The following is a 14,945-nucleotide window of genomic DNA, read 5'->3' on the forward strand; positions in this document are numbered from 1 at the left end:
TATTGCGGACTGATGAATCCGATGGTAGTTGTATGAATATCCGGCCCCGGCTATCGCTGGGTCTACGATTCCTGCGGAACCGGTAGCGGCGGCACAGCCATCCCCGGCGGCGGCGGAGCGGTCTGTCCGGGCGGCAGCGGCGACTACGTGTCCCAGTTGAAGTACGCCAACGGCGGCACTTTCAGCGTCAAACAATGGGGCTACTACCTCGAAGACCGCTGGCAGGTCACGGACAACGTGCTGTTGTCGCTCGGTCTGCGCAACGAAAACTTCGAGAACTACAACGCCGACAACGTGCTCTACGTCGAGCAGAAGGACCAGTGGGCACCGCGCCTCGGTCTGAGTTGGGATGTTCTGGGTGATTCTTCATTCAAACTGTTCGCGAACGCCGGTCGATATCACCTGGCGATGCCCAACAACGTTGCATTGCGTGGCGCCGCTGGATCGCTTTATACGAACGAGTACTTCGCGTTCACGGGAATCGACCCGGTCAGTGGCGAGCCTACTGGGATCACACCGCTGGGCGACGGCCCGTACTCCACGAACCGCGAGTATGGACAGGCGCCTGACCCCGCCTCCGTTGCAGCAAAGGGGCTGGAGTCACATTACCAGGATGAGATCGTAGTCGGATTCGAGAACACCATCGGCGACACGTTCACCTACGGCGCACGCTATGTGTATCGACGCCTGCAGAGCGCGATCGATGACATGTGCGATTACCGCCCCGCCTACAATTGGGCCATCGACAATGGCTACTCGGAAGAGGTCGCGGACAATCTGGGCAACGCGCTCGCCAATTGCCGGCTGTTCAATCCCGGCGAAGCGAATACCTTCCAGTTGGATGACGGCACCGGCACGCTCGTCGAAGTGGCACTCAGCAAGGAACAGCTCGGATTCCCGGAGTTGAAGCGCAACTACCAGGGTCTGGACATGTTCATCGAGCGGCCGTTCGATGGCACCTGGTTCGGTCGGATCGATTACACGCTGTCCAAGAACTACGGTAACGCGGAGGGACAGGTCAAATCCGACATCGGACAGACCGATGTGTCGCAGACACAGGACTGGGACCATCCCGAATTGATGGAGAATGCCAACGGCTACTTGCCGAACGACCGCCGGCATTACATCAAGGCGTTCGGCGCGTACCAGATCACCGACGAATGGCGCGTCTCCGCTACCGCAAGCCTTGCGTCGGGTCGCCCGAAGAACTGCATGGGCTACTACCCCGACACGCCCGAGAACGAAGAGTTCAACGCGCTCTACGCGTACGGCGGACCCTACTACTTCTACTGCAACAATCAGCCCACTCCGCGCGGTAGCGCCGGCCGCCTGCCCTGGAGCAAGAATCTGGACGTCGGCGTCGCGTATCGTCCTGAGTTTGCTGGATCCCGGTTGGAGTTCGGCGTGGATATCTTCAACGTCTTCAATTCACAGACCGAGCAGAACCGAATCGAGTACGGCGAGAACGGCGGCCCCGGCGTGCCGTACAACCAGGCAGGTCGGGTCGTCAGCTACACGCTGCCCCGCTATGCGCGCTTCAGCATTCGCTGGGATCTCTGAGTCAATATAGATCGAGCCATGACGGGCCGCCCATCCGGGCGGCCCGTTTTTTTTAAGGCTGCACTTGAGTCGCATCGGCGCGGGCATCGCACGACACCAAGAGTCTCTCGCTTACCTGCGCCGCCTTTCAATCAAATGGATCAGTGGCGCGCGTTCCCGGCTCCTTTGTCCGCTCCACCCGACGCCGGCTGCTCCCAGATACGCGCCCAAGTCGCGTTCCAGGTCTCCGCGATGTCGCGCGTCATCTCTGCCTGCACCGGCGGTATCGATCGCCAGCCATCGCCTGCACGCTGGGCCACGTCGAAACGGAAGAAATAGTCCGGTTCATTGCCCATACGCAGATCGCTGATCTGCAGGGTGTCGTCGACGACCGCCGCGCCCATGAAGCCGTGGTTGAACCACGCAAGCCGTTGCACCGCAGGCAAACCCGCGTTCTCGCGCAAGGCGTCGACATCGGACGGGTACGCGGCGAAGCGCATCGGGCCGCGATCAACCGCCAGCGAGCGGAACCCTTCGACGTAGCCGTCGTCGGACATCGCGACGACGCGCCACAACACGGTGTTGGCCGGCATCGGCACCGAGAACCGCGGTGCATCGCCAAGGCCCATCGCGACCAGCGCGCGATCGGCTTCGCGATCGACCAGGGTCTTGGCCACCAGTGACCAACCCAGATACGCCGTGCTCAGCACGAGCCCTGCCGCGATCAGGCGACCGGCGATCAGGCGCGGACCGGCGAACGCGGCGACCAGCACACCGATCAGCAGCCACACGGTATAGAGCGGATCGATGATGAAGACGCTCGACCACATCGCCGGCGGCGGCGTCAGCGGCCACCACAGCTGTGTCCCGTAGACGGTGAACGCATCGAGCAGCGGGTGCGTGATCAGCGCCAGCGCGATCGCCCAGAACCAGCGCATCGGCGCTTCGGCGACGCGGCCCTTGCCGAAGCGCTTGAACAGCCACCAGATGGCAGCGGCGATCAGCGGCAATACCAGCAGGGAATGCGTCAGCCCCCGGTGCAGGGTCATGCGCAGCACCGGGTCGTCGGTCATCAGCGCGATCGGAATGCCGTCCAAGTCCGGCAGGGTGCCGAGCACGGCACCGGCCGCGAGCGCGGCACGGCGATGGGCGGCGGGCACGATGGCGGCAGCGACCGATGCGCCGAGGACGATCTGGGTCAGGGAATCCATCCGCCGATGCTAGCAGCCGGCGCCACGGCGTCGAGGTATCAGGCCGCGCGTGACACCGGCGCTGCGGGCACTGTCGCAGCACGCGCGGGCAACATCGCGAGCACTTCTCCCTGATGCGACAACAGGCGCAGGCTGCCGTCCTGCGCTTCGGCCAGCGCGGTCAGGCTTTCGACCCAGTCACCATCGTTGGCATACACCAGGCCGTCGCGCTCGACCAGGGACGCGCGATGGATATGGCCGCAGACGATGCCATCGAGACCGCGCCGTCGCGCATCGGCAAGTCCTGCCTGCACGAAACGTTCGATGTAGCGCTCGGCCGCGCCGCTGCGCTGCTTGAGAAATTCCGACAGCGACCAGTAGCGCATGCCGAACTTGCGACGGGCGAAATTGAGCCACTGGTTGCCGGTGAGGATGCGGTAGTAGAGCCAGTCACCGAAGCGCTCCTGCAGGCCGCCGAAGTGCGTGATCGCGTCATAGTCGTCGCCATGCGTGACCAGCAGACGGCGGCCGTCGGCGGTCTCGTGCACGGTGCGGCGGCGTACCTGCATCGCCGGCAGCGCGAGGCCGCAGACGCGGCGAAGCGCGCGGTCATGATTGCCGGGCACGTAGACGATCGTGGTGCCGGCGCGTCGCAGCGCATGCAAGGCTTCCACCACGCGGATCTGCGGCGTGCCCCAGCGCGCGCGGCGCTGGGCCATCCACCACAGATCCACGATGTCGCCGACCAGATACAACCGGTCGCAGCGCAGGCCGTCGAGGAAGCTGGCGAGTTCCGCGGCATGGCAGTGTTTCGCGCCGAGATGCACGTCGGAGACGAAGACCGCACGGTGGTGCGGGCGCGGCGGCGGCAATCGGATCGGCGGGCTCATGCGTCGGTCTCTCCCAGGTAGCGGCGCCGCTTGTGCGGACGCAGGCGGTGCAGGTCCAGTTCGACCAGGCCGTCGACGGAATTGCTGAAGTCGGGATCGACGCCGAAGGCGAGAAAGCGGGCGCCGCCCGGTTCGCACAGTTCGACGTACTGGCGGTAGAGGGTGGGCACGCCGGCACCGAAGGTAGCGAGTCCGGCCTTGAGTTGGGTCAGCGCGGATGCGGCATCGAGATCACTGAACGACGGCGCGTCGCCTGCGAAAGCGAACGGCCGGCGCGCGACCGCGAGCCCCTCGCCGGCGTGATAGCGCTGGAAGTAGGCGACCAGCTGTTCGCGCGCATCGCGCGGCAGGGCCGCGCTGATCGACGCCGGTCCGTACAGCCAGCGCACCTGCGGGTGCCGCTGCAGATACGCGCCGATGCCCTGCCACAGGGCGTCGAGTCCACGCCCGCCCCAGCACTCGGGCACCACGAAGCTGCGGCCCAGTTCCATGCCCGCCCGCAGGCGCGGCAGCGCCGCGTCGGCATAGCGGAACAGCGACGCGGCGTAGAAGCCATCGATGCCGTGCGTGGCGAGGACCTCCGCGCCGCAGGCGACGCGATAGGCGCCGACCACGCGCGCCGCCGCGTCGTCCCACAGCACGATGTGATCGTAGTGCGCGTCGAAGACATCGAGATCGCGGGACCGTCCCGTGCCCTCGCCCACCCGGCGAAAGGTCAGTTCACGCAGCCGGCCGATCTCGCGCAGCAGCGGATGGCGCAGATTGCCGTGCAGCAGCCGCACCTGCCGCCCACTGCCGAGTTCGCACAGGCAGTCGGTGGAAGCGACGGCGGCGCGCAGCGCAGCCAGTGATGCCGCGCGGGCCAGCGGCGCCTGCCCGTCGGCGCAGGCTTCGCGTCGGGTGCCGATCGCATACAACTGCCGACGCAGCGAGGCCAGCAATGCGTCGTCATCGCCGTCGCACGGCACCGCCAGTGGCAGGCCGATGCGCAGGCGCAGCGGCCGCGTGCGACGCGCGTACATCTCGCGCGCCAGCAGCGCCGTGCCGGCGGGCCGGTACAGTGCCGAAACCCCGTAGAACAGCGACGAGTTCCGCGCATCGATGCGCACCGGCAACACAGGTGCGCCCGTGTTGCGAACGAAGCGCAGCATCCCGCGGCGCCAGCGCGAGTCGCGCACGCCGCCCGGGCCAAGCCGCGAAACCTCGCCTGCCGGAAAAATCACCACGCAGGCCTCCTCGCGCAGCGCCGCTTCCACCGCCGCGATGCTGGCTTCGGTCGGCCGGCCACCGAGGATCCGCACGCCCAGCATCAGCGGCGCCAGCGGTTGCACCGTCGAAAGCAGGTCGTTGGCAACGATGCGCACGTCGCGACGCACCCGGCCGATGCAGGCCAGCAGTGCCAGGGCATCGAGCGCGCCGGAGGGATGATTGGCGACCACCAGCAGCCGGCCGCGTGCGGGAATGCGGGCGACGTCGGCATCGGACACGTCGAAGCGCAGGCCGAGGTGTTCGCCGCACGCGGCGACGAAGTCGAATCCGGACAGGTGCGCGCTGCGTCCCAGAAACGCGTCGAGTTCCTCGAAGCGTGACCACTGTGCGATGCCACGCAGCAGCGGGCGGACGATGCGGGCGCGGCGACCGCGGAACCAGTCGGGCCAGCGTTGCCGAAGACGATCCTCGATCCGGAGCATGCGGTGCCTGGTCGGGCGGGTTGGGTGCAGGCTGCGCGCGCCCCGCGTCGCCCCGGTTGCAGCCCGCTTTCAGCGCCGTGACAGCCGGCCGCCCGGGGCGGCAGTGCTTAACCCCAGCGCAATCCGCCGCAGGGCACAATGCATTTCCATGGCCGGCGCTGTATCATTTCGGCCCATCTTTTCATCCGAATATAGGGATATAGCCCCGATGTCCAGCTATCTCTTCACCTCCGAGTCGGTCTCCGAAGGCCACCCGGACAAGATCGCCGACCAGATTTCCGATGCCGTGCTCGATGCGATCCTCGCGCAGGACAAGCGTGCGCGCGTGGCCTGCGAAACCATGGTCAAAACCGGTGTGGCGATCGTCGCCGGTGAGGTGACCACCAGCGCCTGGATCGATCTCGAAGCGCTGACCCGCAAGGTGATCCTGGACATCGGCTACAACAGTTCCGACGTCGGTTTCGACGGCGAGACCTGCGGCGTGCTCAACCTGATCGGCAAGCAGTCGCCCGACATCAACCAGGGCGTGGACCGCAAGAATCCCGAGCAGCAGGGCGCCGGCGACCAGGGCCTGATGTTCGGCTATGCGACCAATGAAACCGACAGCTTCATGCCGGCCGCGATCCACCTGTCGCACCGTCTGGTCGAGCGCCAGGCGCAGGTGCGCAAGAAGAAGAATTCAAACCTGTCGTGGCTGCGTCCCGATGCGAAGTCCCAGGTCACGCTGCGCTACGAGAACGGTGTCGCCACCGCGATCGACGCCGTGGTGCTGTCGACCCAGCACGATCCGGGCATCAAGCAGAAGGATCTGATCGAGGCCGTCCGCGAGGAGATCATCAAGCCGGTGCTGCCGGCCAAGTGGCTGCACAAGGGCACCAAGTTCCACATCAACCCGACCGGCAAGTTCATTATCGGCGGCCCCGTGGGCGACTGCGGCCTGACCGGCCGCAAGATCATCGTCGATACCTACGGCGGCTGGGCACGCCACGGTGGCGGTGCGTTCTCGGGCAAGGATCCGTCGAAGGTCGACCGCTCGGCCGCGTATGCCGCGCGTTATGTCGCCAAGAACGTCGTCGCCGCCGGCCTGGCCGATCGCTGCGAAGTGCAGGTCTCGTATGCCATCGGCGTCGCCGAGCCGACCTCGATCTCGGTCACCACCTTCGGCACCGGCAAGATCCCGGACGAGAAGATCGAAAAGCTGATCCGCAAGCATTTCGACCTGCGCCCGTACGGCATCATCCAGATGCTGGATCTGATCCACCCGATGTACCAGCAGACAGCGGCCTACGGCCACTTCGGCCGCAAGCCGAAGGACTTCAGCTACACCGACGCTACCGGCAAGTCGCAGAGTGCGACGTCGTTCTCGTGGGAGAAAACCGATCGCGCCGACGCGCTGCGCGCGGACGCCAAGCTGAAGTAAGGAATCCGGGCGCGGCCTCTGCCGCGACTGCATCACTTCGGGGAACGGGCCGCACATGCGGCCCGTTTTTCGTTGGGCGCGCCGGCCCCATCACCCGTTGTGCATCGCGGAGTTCGCATGCTATCTGTGCAGTGCAGCACAGATCCGCCCGCGTACTGCCCACGGAGCCTGTCACCCGATGCCGCCCAGCTATGACGAGATGCACGATGCCGACGGGCATGTCCGCCCGCACTATCGCGGCTTCGACGACTGGCTCAAGGCCACCTCCGACGAGCAGGTCGCGCACAAGCGGCGCGAGGCGGAGATCTCCTTCCACCGAGTGGGCATCACGTTTTCGGTCTACGGTGAGGAATCCGGCAACGAACGCCTGATCCCCTTCGACATCGTGCCGCGCATCCTGCCGGCGCAGGAATGGAAGATGCTCGAAGCCGGCCTGCGCCAGCGCGTGCATGCACTGAACCTGTTTCTCGGCGACATCTACGGCGACCAGCGCATCCTCCGCGACGGCCGCATTCCGACCGAACTGGTGCTCGACAACAGCGAGTACCGCAAGGAGATGCAGGGCCTCAAGGTCGCCTGCAACACCTATTCCCACGTCTCGGGCATCGACTTGGTGCGCGCCGGCGACGGCGAGTACTACGTGCTCGAGGACAATCTGCGCGTGGCGTCCGGCGTGTCCTACATGCTGGAAAACCGGCGGATGATGGCGCGCCTGCTGCCCGAGGTGTTCGCGCGCCAGCAGATCGCGCCGGTCGAACGCTACCCCGATGCCCTGTTCGACATCCTGCGCGAGTGCGCACCGGCCAACGTCGACAATCCGGTGGTCGCGGTGCTGACCCCGGGCGCCGCGAACTCGGCGTACTTCGAACACGCGTTCCTGGCCCAGCAGATGGGCGTGGAGCTGGTCGAGGGCGCGGATCTGTTCGTGCAGAACGACATGGTCTACGCCCAGACCACGCGCGGCGCGCAGCGCGTGCACGTGATCTATCGCCGTATCAACGACGACTTTCTCGACCCGACGGTGTTCCGCCCCGAGTCGCATCTCGGCGTGCCGGGCCTGTTCGGCGCCTATCGCGCCGGCAACGTCACGCTGGCGAACGCGCCGGGCACCGGCGTCGGCGACGACAAGTCGGTCTATCCCTACGTGCCCGACATGATCCGCTACTACCTCAGCGAGGAGCCGATCCTGCACAACGTGCCGACCTGGCAGCTGCGCAATCCGGACGATCTGAAGTACACGCTCGAGCACCTGCCCGAACTCGTGGTCAAGGAAGTCCACGGCGCCGGCGGCTACGGCATGCTCGTGGGCCCCGCGTCGACGAAGGCCGAGATCGAGGAGTTCCGCGCGCGCATCCTCGCCAATCCGAGCAACTACATCGCGCAACCCACGTTGTCGCTGTCGACCTGCCCGACCTATGTCGAGAGTGGCCTCGCGCCGCGGCACATTGATCTACGTCCCTACATCCTCACCGGGCGCCGCATCCACGTGATTCCGGGTGGCCTGACGCGCGTCGCATTGCGCGAGGGCTCGCTGGTCGTGAACTCGTCGCAGGGCGGCGGCACCAAGGACACCTGGGTGATGGAGGCATGAGGCGCGTGATGCCGGTCTCCTGTAGCCGTCGCGCGCCGAACGCCCGGGATCGCGTTCCCTTGTCCATCGGCGCACCGCGCGCCGGCAATCCGAACAGGCGCTGAGCCATGCTTTGCCGCACCGCGAACGATCTCTACTGGGTGGCCCGCAACATGGAGCGCGCCGAGAACACCGCGCGTCTGCTCGACATGGCGCAGCGCATCGCGTTGCTGCCCGAGCGGCTCGACCGCGGCAAGGCCCAAGCCGCGCCCTGGCGTCGCGCGCTCGACTCGCTGGGTTCGGCGCAGGAATTCGAGCAGGCGCACGGTCGGATCGATGCGGAAAGTGTGGTCCAGCATCTGCTGCTCTCGCCGACCAATCCTGGATCGATCTACAGCTGCCTGCGCGCTGCGCGCGAGAACGCCCGCGCGCAGCGCGTCGCGATCACCGCGGAGATGTACGAAGACCTCAACAGTTCGTGGCTGGAAATCCGCCGCTTCGACAGCGCACGCCTGCGCCAGGACGGGCTGAGCAGCGCGCTGGAATGGGTGAAGACCCGCTCGGCCGCGTTCCGCGGCATCACTATCGGCACGCTCGGCCGCGGTGAGGGCTACCAGTTCCTACAGATGGGTGCCTTCATCGAACGCGCGGACTGGTCGATCCGGTTGCTCGACATGATCAGCAGCGACGAAACGCTGCCGGAAACCGGCGAAGCGCGTGACGCCACCCAATATTTCCAGTGGAGCGCGCTGCTGCAGGCGCTGTCGGCGTTCGAAACCTACCGCCGCCTGTACCGCGAATCGGTCAGCCCGGCCGGTGTCGCGGCGCTGATGCTGCTCAACGACGACAACCCGCGCTCGCTGCAGACCTGCGTCGGCGCGATCCACCAGATTCTGCAGCAGCTGTCGGGCGGCGAATCGCTGGAAGTGGCTCGCCAGGCCGGTGCACTGGCCGCGCAGGCGCGCTACGCGCACATCGACGAGATCATCGCCGGGGGCCTGGAGTCGTGGTTGCAGGACACCATGGCACGACTGTCCAAGCTCGGCAGCGAGATCCACCGGCAGTTCATGACCACCGGCGCGGCGCCTGTCCCCCCGCCGGTCCTGCGGCAGTCGCAATGGCAGCGCACGTCCTGAGCTGTCACTACCCGTCGCCGCGGGGCACAATGGCGATTGCGCTGTACCGCGATACGACATGACCTACTGCATCGGACTGAACCTCGAAGAGGGCCTGGTACTGGCCTCCGACTCGCGTACCAACGCCGGCGTGGACCACATCCGCCGGGCCGGCAAGATGCGGATCTTCACCCAGGACGGCGAACGTGTCGTGGTGACGCTGTCGTCGGGCAATCTGTCGCTGACGCAGAACGTGCTCAACCTGCTCGAGCATCGCGCGCGCCATGAGCCCGAGCGCGTCGGCATCCTCAATGCGCAGTCGATGTTCCAGGTGGCGCAGGTGGTCGGCGATGCGATGCGCGAGATCCGCGGCCGTGATGAAGCCTATCTGCGCGACGGCGGCATTGATCCGAGTGGTTCCTTCATCGTCGGCGGCCAGATCCGCGGCGAAGCGCCCCGCCTGTTCCTGGTGTATTCGGAAGGCAACTTCATCGAAAGCGCCGGCGAGACGCCGTTCTTCCAGACCGGCGAAATCAAGTTCGGCAAGCCGATCCTCGACCGGGTGATCAACAAGCACACGGATCTGGTCACCGCGACCAAATGCGCGCTGGTGTCGTTCGATTCGACAATCCGCTCCAACCTGTCCGTCGGCCCGCCGATCGATCTGCTGGTCTACAAGCGCGACAGCCTCAAGGTCGAGATCCAGCAGCGCTTCGAAGAGGGCGACGCCTACCTGCAGTCGATCCGCAACCACTGGAACGACGCGATGCGTCGCGCGGTGGCGGACCTGCCGTTGCCGGAGTGGGCTTGATTCGAGCTCCGATGCCGCGCGCCGATGTGCGTCGTGCGCTTATTTGAGTCGAAGTCGATGTGAAGGGACAGGTGTTTCTCCCGCCTCCTTCGGGGCGTCATGCCCGATGGGGTGGAAGGTGCCCGTGGGGCGGATGCGGGTGGTGCTTTCAGCAACCTCCGTGTAAAGCTCCGGCCCTCACCCGACGCGCTTTTGCGCGTCGACCTCTCCCGGCGGGAGAGGTGCGGATTGCCTCGAAGCTGAGATGACGCGCGCGAGACGCCCGCAGGCGCCGCGCGCACGTTAGAGGTTTCGACTCTCAGCGCGCCGCGTCTTCCGCCGGCCGATTCTTCACGTACTGGTCGAGCCAGGCATTGGTCTCATAGAGCATGTGCAGGATCGATTCGCGCGCGCGGTAGCCGTGCGATTCCTTGGGCAGCATCACCAGGCGCGCGTTGCCGCCCAGGCCCTTGATCGCGGCGAACATGCGCTCGCTCTGCATCGGGAACGTGCCGGAGTTGTTGTCCTCCTCGCCGTGGATCAGCAGGATCGGATCCTTGATGTCGCCGGCGTAGTTGAACGGCGACATCTGCAGATAGGTCTGCTGCGCTTGCCAGTAGTTGCGCTCCTCGGCCTGGAATCCGAACGGCGTCAGCGTGCGGTTGTACGCGCCGCTGCGGGCGATGCCGGCAGCGAACAGGCGCGAATGCGCGAGCAGGTTGCCGGTCATGAAGGCGCCGTAGGAATGGCCGCCGATCGCGACCCGGCGACGGTCGGCGACACCGCGGCGCACCGCTTCGTCGATCGCCGCCTCGGCGCTGGCCACCAGCTGCTCGATGTAGGTGTCGTTCGGTTCCGCATCGCCCTCGCCGATGATCGGCATCGACACGTCGGCGAACACCGCGTAGCCCATCGCCAGGAACGCCTGCGGCCCCCAATAGCCGACCGCATTGAAACGGTACGGCGAATCGGTGACCTGGCTGGCGGCGTCTGCGGATTTGAACTCGCCCGGATACGCCCACATCAGCATCGGCAGCGGACCGTCGCGCTTTGCGTCGTAACCGGCGGGCAGATACAGCGTGCCGGTGAGGTCCACGCCGTCCTTGCGCTTGAACCGCACGAGCTCCTTCTGCACGTCGCGTAACTGCGGCGTCGGGTGCGCGAACGCCGTCAGCGGCACTGGCGCGGCATCGGGTGCGTCGAGGCGACGCACGACGTAGTTCGACGGCTCGGTCTGGGTCTCGCGCGATGTCAGCAGACGCGTCGCGTCGGCATCGAGTACCGCGCTGGGCGATTCGTAGTACGGCGCCTGCGAATGGAACAGACGCGTGGTGCTGCCGTCGGCGAGGTTCTGGCGATCGAGGAAGGGGCGGTCGCCCTCCTCCGAGGCGCCATCGCCGATGCGGTAGATGCTGTCGCCATCGGACGCGATCAGCAGGCGGCTGTTGCCGGTCGCGTCGGGCAGTGTCACCGCCATGCCCGGATCGGCGTAGCGGTCCTCATAGGAACCGTCGCGCACCATGACCGGTTCGCCGCCGTCGGGCTGCAGGCGCCACTCGCGGATGCGCCGCGTCCTCCACCAGTACTCGGTCAGCAGCGCGAGATCGCCGCTGCCCCACTGCGTACCGGCATAGCGCATCGACAGTTCGGCCAGTACCTGCGGCTGTCCACGGAACGGCGCCGCCTGCATATAGACGATGTCACGCACCGCGACCTCGCGCGCGGGGTCGCCGCCGTCCTGCGCTTCCACCCATGCGAGCGTGGCCGGCGCATCACTGCGCCAGGACACGGACCGCTTGCCGGTGGGCACCGCGTCGTTGCCGACCGGCAGGCCTTCAACCAGCGGCAGTGTCGCGACGGTGTGCTGGACCTGTCCGTCCAGGCCGACGACTTCAATGCGCCGCGGGAAGCGCGTGTAGGGCACGAGATACGAGAACGGACGATCGATCTGCTGGCGCAGGATGTGGCGGCCGTCGGGCGACATCGTCGCGCTGGTGGTCAGGCCCGGCGCACCGATCGGCGATACCACACCGTCGAGCGCCACACGTGCGAGCTGGCTGGTCATGTAGTGCGCGAACACGCGCGCGTCCTGCTCGCTGCGCAGCAGGTCCTGATAGGTGCGCAGCTGCTGCACCGTGCCGCCGGCGCCGGTTTCCTGCACGTTCGGGCCCGCGGGAATGCCCGCATCCTGCGGCACGCTGCCCTGCCCTTCGGGGCGCAGGCGCACCAGCAGACCCGAACTGTCGGGCATCCATTCGAAGCCGTTGCCGACCACCGCGTTGAGCGGCTGCGCGAGCAGGCGCCGCGCCTGACGCGTGCCCACATCGACCACCCACAGCTGCACTTCGCCGGCGTCCACATCGACCTGGCTGAAGGCGATGTGGCGCTGGTCGGGCGACCACAGCAGCGAGGCCAGGGACAACGGTTCCGGCAGGCCGGCGATGCGCTGCTCGTCGCCGCCATCGACCGGCTTGAGCCAGACGTCGGTCACGAACGAGGCGCGGCTGGTCGAGTACGTCTTCGGATTGATGCGGATGCCGCCGAGCTTGAGCTCGGGCTGCGCCACCTCGGCGATGCTCGGCAGCGCCGGCGTCTGCAGGAACGCGACGAGATCGCGCTGCGGGCTCAGCAGCAAGCGTGGCGGACGCGGCGCATCGACAATCGCCTGCAGCGCTTCGGGTGGCACCTGGTAGCCGGTGCCGGCAGACGCGGGCGCGCTCTGCGCGAACAGCGGCGCCCCCCACGACAGCGTCGCGGCAAGCAGCGTGGCGGAGACGACGACGGAGAGACGGCAGCGGGGACTCGTTGAAGACATCGGCAGGCGATCCGGAAGCACTCGGGCCGTCGAGCATAACCGCGCGCCCCACCGTCACCTGCTTCCGTGGACCGGGACTGTCGGTACTTGCGCGTCGGCGCGGCCTGCGCAAGGGCAGGCGCGATACGGACCCCGGAAGAAAAACGGGCCGCATCGCGCGGCCCCCAATCCGGCGCGTCCTGCACCGGCGGATACGTCATCGATCAATGGCGGTGAGGCCGATCGCGACAAGGGCGGCATGCTGACGCACGCGGCATCTGCGCGCACTGGGGTTGACCCTAGGGGTCGGGTCGCGGATGAAGCGGGGTTCAGGGTGAATGCGCAGGGCCCACGGCCCCGCCCGGGGCTGGGATAGAATGGCCGTCGCCTCGCCGAGGGGCGCTGCGACCGTGCTGCACGGCCAGGCTCGGCGCGGTGTCCTGCGAACGGCGCCCGTACTCGCGAATGCGCACGACGCATTCCACTACGGAGCTGCCATGAACGCACAACTCAAGACCTTCTCGACCGAAGGCGATTACAAGGTCGCCGACATTTCGCTCGCCGACTGGGGCCGCAAGGAACTCGACATCGCCGAGCACGAGATGCCGGGCCTGATGTCGATCCGCAAGAAGCACGCCGCCACGCTGCCGCTCAAGGGCGTGCGCGTGACCGGTTCGCTGCATATGACGATCCAGACCGCGGTGCTGATCGAGACCCTCAAGGACATCGGCGCCGACGTGCGCTGGGCGTCGTGCAACATCTTCTCGACCCAGGACCATGCGGCCGCCGCGATCGCCGCGACCGGCACGCCGGTGTTCGCCTGGAAGGGCGAGACGCTGGAGGAATACTGGGACTGCACGCTCGAAGCGCTGAGCTTCCCCGACGGCAAGGGCGGCCTGATCGGTCCCGAGCTGGTCGTCGACGACGGCGGCGACGTGACCCTGCTGATCCACAAGGGCTTTGAACTCGAGAAGGGCGACGACAGCTGGGTCAACAGCACCGGCGGCAGCCACGAGGAGCAGGTCATCAAGGCGCTGCTCAAGCGCGTGCGCAGCGAGCGTCCGGACTTCTGGACGCGTACGGTCGCCGAGTGGAAGGGCGTGTCTGAAGAAACCACCACCGGCGTCCATCGCCTGTACCAGCTGGCCCAGGCCGGCACGCTGCTGGTGCCCGCGATCAACGTCAACGACTCGGTCACCAAGTCGAAGTTCGACAACCTCTACGGCTGCCGCGAGTCGCTGGCCGACGGCCTCAAGCGCGCGATGGACGTGATGCTGGCCGGTAAGGTTGCCGTGGTCTGCGGCTACGGCGATGTCGGCAAGGGCTCGGCGGCGTCGCTGCGCAACTACGGCGCGCGCGTTGTGGTCACCGAGATCGATCCGATCTGCGCCCTGCAGGCGGCGATGGAAGGCTACGAGGTCAACACGATCGAGTCCACGCTGGGCCGCGGTGACATCTATGTCACCACCACCGGCAACAAGGACATCATCACCGTCGAACACATGAAGGCGATGAAGGACCAGGCGATCGTCTGCAACATCGGCCACTTCGACAACGAGATCCAGGTGGATGCGTTGAACGCGCTGAAGGGCGTGGAGAAGATCAACATCAAGCCGCAGGTCGATAAGTACATCTTCGACAACGGCAACGCGATCTTCCTGCTGGCCGACGGCCGTCTGGTGAACCTGGGCTGCGCCACCGGCCACCCGAGTTTCGTGATGTCGAACTCGTTCGCCAACCAGACCCTCGCGCAGATCGACCTGTGGGCGAACAAGGACACCTACGAGAACAAGGTGTACCTGCTGCCCAAGCAACTCGACGAGGAAGTCGCGCGCCTGCATCTGGAAAAGATCGGCGTGAAGCTGACCACGTTGACGAAGGAACAGGCCGACTACATCGGCGTGCCGGTCGAAGGCCCGTTCAAGCCGGACCACTACCGCTACTGA

Annotated in this window: 10 protein-coding genes and 1 riboswitch; of the genes, 6 read left to right on the forward strand and 4 right to left on the reverse strand. The window is 66.6% G+C overall.

What is annotated here, in order from left to right; translation table 11 throughout:
- Positions 1-147 precede the first annotated feature (147 nt).
- On the forward strand, positions 148-1,560 hold the full coding sequence (locus tag J2X52_RS08370; protein ID WP_310151471.1) for a TonB-dependent receptor: 1,413 nt from the start codon (positions 148-150) through the stop codon (positions 1,558-1,560).
- Between the two features lie 140 nt (positions 1,561-1,700).
- Here J2X52_RS08370 and J2X52_RS08375 read toward each other — a convergent pair whose 3' ends face one another.
- The 3 genes from J2X52_RS08375 to J2X52_RS08385 are packed head-to-tail and all read right to left on the reverse strand — an operon-like array spanning position 1,701 to position 5,310.
- Positions 1,701-2,750, reverse strand: coding sequence for a metal-dependent hydrolase (locus J2X52_RS08375; RefSeq protein ID WP_310151474.1), 1,050 nt, complete (start codon positions 2,748-2,750; stop codon positions 1,701-1,703).
- 38 nt (positions 2,751-2,788) lie between these two features.
- On the reverse strand, positions 2,789-3,619 hold the full coding sequence (locus tag J2X52_RS08380; RefSeq protein ID WP_310151477.1) for a UDP-2,3-diacylglucosamine diphosphatase: 831 nt from the start codon (positions 3,617-3,619) through the stop codon (positions 2,789-2,791).
- On the reverse strand, positions 3,616-5,310 hold the full coding sequence (locus tag J2X52_RS08385; RefSeq protein WP_310151481.1) for a GNAT family N-acyltransferase: 1,695 nt from the start codon (positions 5,308-5,310) through the stop codon (positions 3,616-3,618). Before J2X52_RS08385 ends, J2X52_RS08380 begins: the two co-directional genes overlap by 4 nt.
- 208 nt (positions 5,311-5,518) lie before the next feature.
- Between J2X52_RS08385 and metK the strand changes: the two genes are divergently transcribed.
- The 4 genes from metK (at position 5,519) to J2X52_RS08405 (ending at position 10,226) form a co-directional block, all read left to right on the forward strand.
- A complete protein-coding gene (gene metK / locus J2X52_RS08390) occupies positions 5,519-6,730 on the forward strand; it encodes a methionine adenosyltransferase (RefSeq protein ID WP_310151485.1) in 1,212 nt (403 codons plus the stop codon).
- A gap of 178 nt (positions 6,731-6,908) precedes the next feature.
- Positions 6,909-8,321, forward strand: a complete 1,413-nt coding sequence (locus J2X52_RS08395) for a circularly permuted type 2 ATP-grasp protein (protein ID WP_310151488.1) — start codon at positions 6,909-6,911, stop codon at positions 8,319-8,321.
- Between the two features lie 107 nt (positions 8,322-8,428).
- On the forward strand, positions 8,429-9,436 hold the full coding sequence (locus J2X52_RS08400; RefSeq protein WP_310151491.1) for an alpha-E domain-containing protein: 1,008 nt from the start codon (positions 8,429-8,431) through the stop codon (positions 9,434-9,436).
- A gap of 58 nt (positions 9,437-9,494) precedes the next feature.
- The gene (locus J2X52_RS08405; protein WP_310151494.1) at positions 9,495-10,226 is read left to right on the forward strand and encodes a peptidase; all 732 of its coding nucleotides are present in this window, start codon (positions 9,495-9,497) and stop codon (positions 10,224-10,226) included.
- Between the two features lie 298 nt (positions 10,227-10,524).
- Here J2X52_RS08405 and J2X52_RS08410 read toward each other — a convergent pair whose 3' ends face one another.
- Positions 10,525-13,020, reverse strand: a complete 2,496-nt coding sequence (locus J2X52_RS08410; protein ID WP_310151497.1) for a prolyl oligopeptidase family serine peptidase — start codon at positions 13,018-13,020, stop codon at positions 10,525-10,527.
- Positions 13,021-13,387: 367 nt separating this feature from the next.
- Positions 13,388-13,461: riboswitch (S-adenosyl-L-homocysteine riboswitch) on the forward strand.
- 35 nt (positions 13,462-13,496) lie between these two features.
- Here J2X52_RS08410 and ahcY point away from each other — a divergent pair.
- The gene (gene ahcY / locus J2X52_RS08415; RefSeq protein WP_310151499.1) at positions 13,497-14,945 is read left to right on the forward strand and encodes an adenosylhomocysteinase; all 1,449 of its coding nucleotides are present in this window, start codon (positions 13,497-13,499) and stop codon (positions 14,943-14,945) included.

Source organism: Luteimonas sp. 3794 (assembly GCF_031456825.1).
Classification (GTDB): Bacteria; Pseudomonadota; Gammaproteobacteria; order Xanthomonadales; family Xanthomonadaceae; genus Luteimonas.

Coding starts and splice junctions, on each gene's coding strand:
- J2X52_RS08375 (WP_310151474.1), bottom strand. CDS start 2,750: ATGGATTCCCTGACCCAGATCGTCCTCGGCGCATCGGTCGCTGCCGCC.
- J2X52_RS08380 (WP_310151477.1), bottom strand. CDS start 3,619: ATGAGCCCGCCGATCCGATTGCCGCCGCCGCGCCCGCACCACCGTGCG.
- J2X52_RS08385 (WP_310151481.1), bottom strand. CDS start 5,310: ATGCTCCGGATCGAGGATCGTCTTCGGCAACGCTGGCCCGACTGGTTC.
- metK (WP_310151485.1), top strand. CDS start 5,519: ATGTCCAGCTATCTCTTCACCTCCGAGTCGGTCTCCGAAGGCCACCCG.
- J2X52_RS08395 (WP_310151488.1), top strand. CDS start 6,909: ATGCCGCCCAGCTATGACGAGATGCACGATGCCGACGGGCATGTCCGC.
- J2X52_RS08400 (WP_310151491.1), top strand. CDS start 8,429: ATGCTTTGCCGCACCGCGAACGATCTCTACTGGGTGGCCCGCAACATG.
- J2X52_RS08405 (WP_310151494.1), top strand. CDS start 9,495: ATGACCTACTGCATCGGACTGAACCTCGAAGAGGGCCTGGTACTGGCC.
- J2X52_RS08410 (WP_310151497.1), bottom strand. CDS start 13,020: ATGTCTTCAACGAGTCCCCGCTGCCGTCTCTCCGTCGTCGTCTCCGCC.
- ahcY (WP_310151499.1), top strand. CDS start 13,497: ATGAACGCACAACTCAAGACCTTCTCGACCGAAGGCGATTACAAGGTC.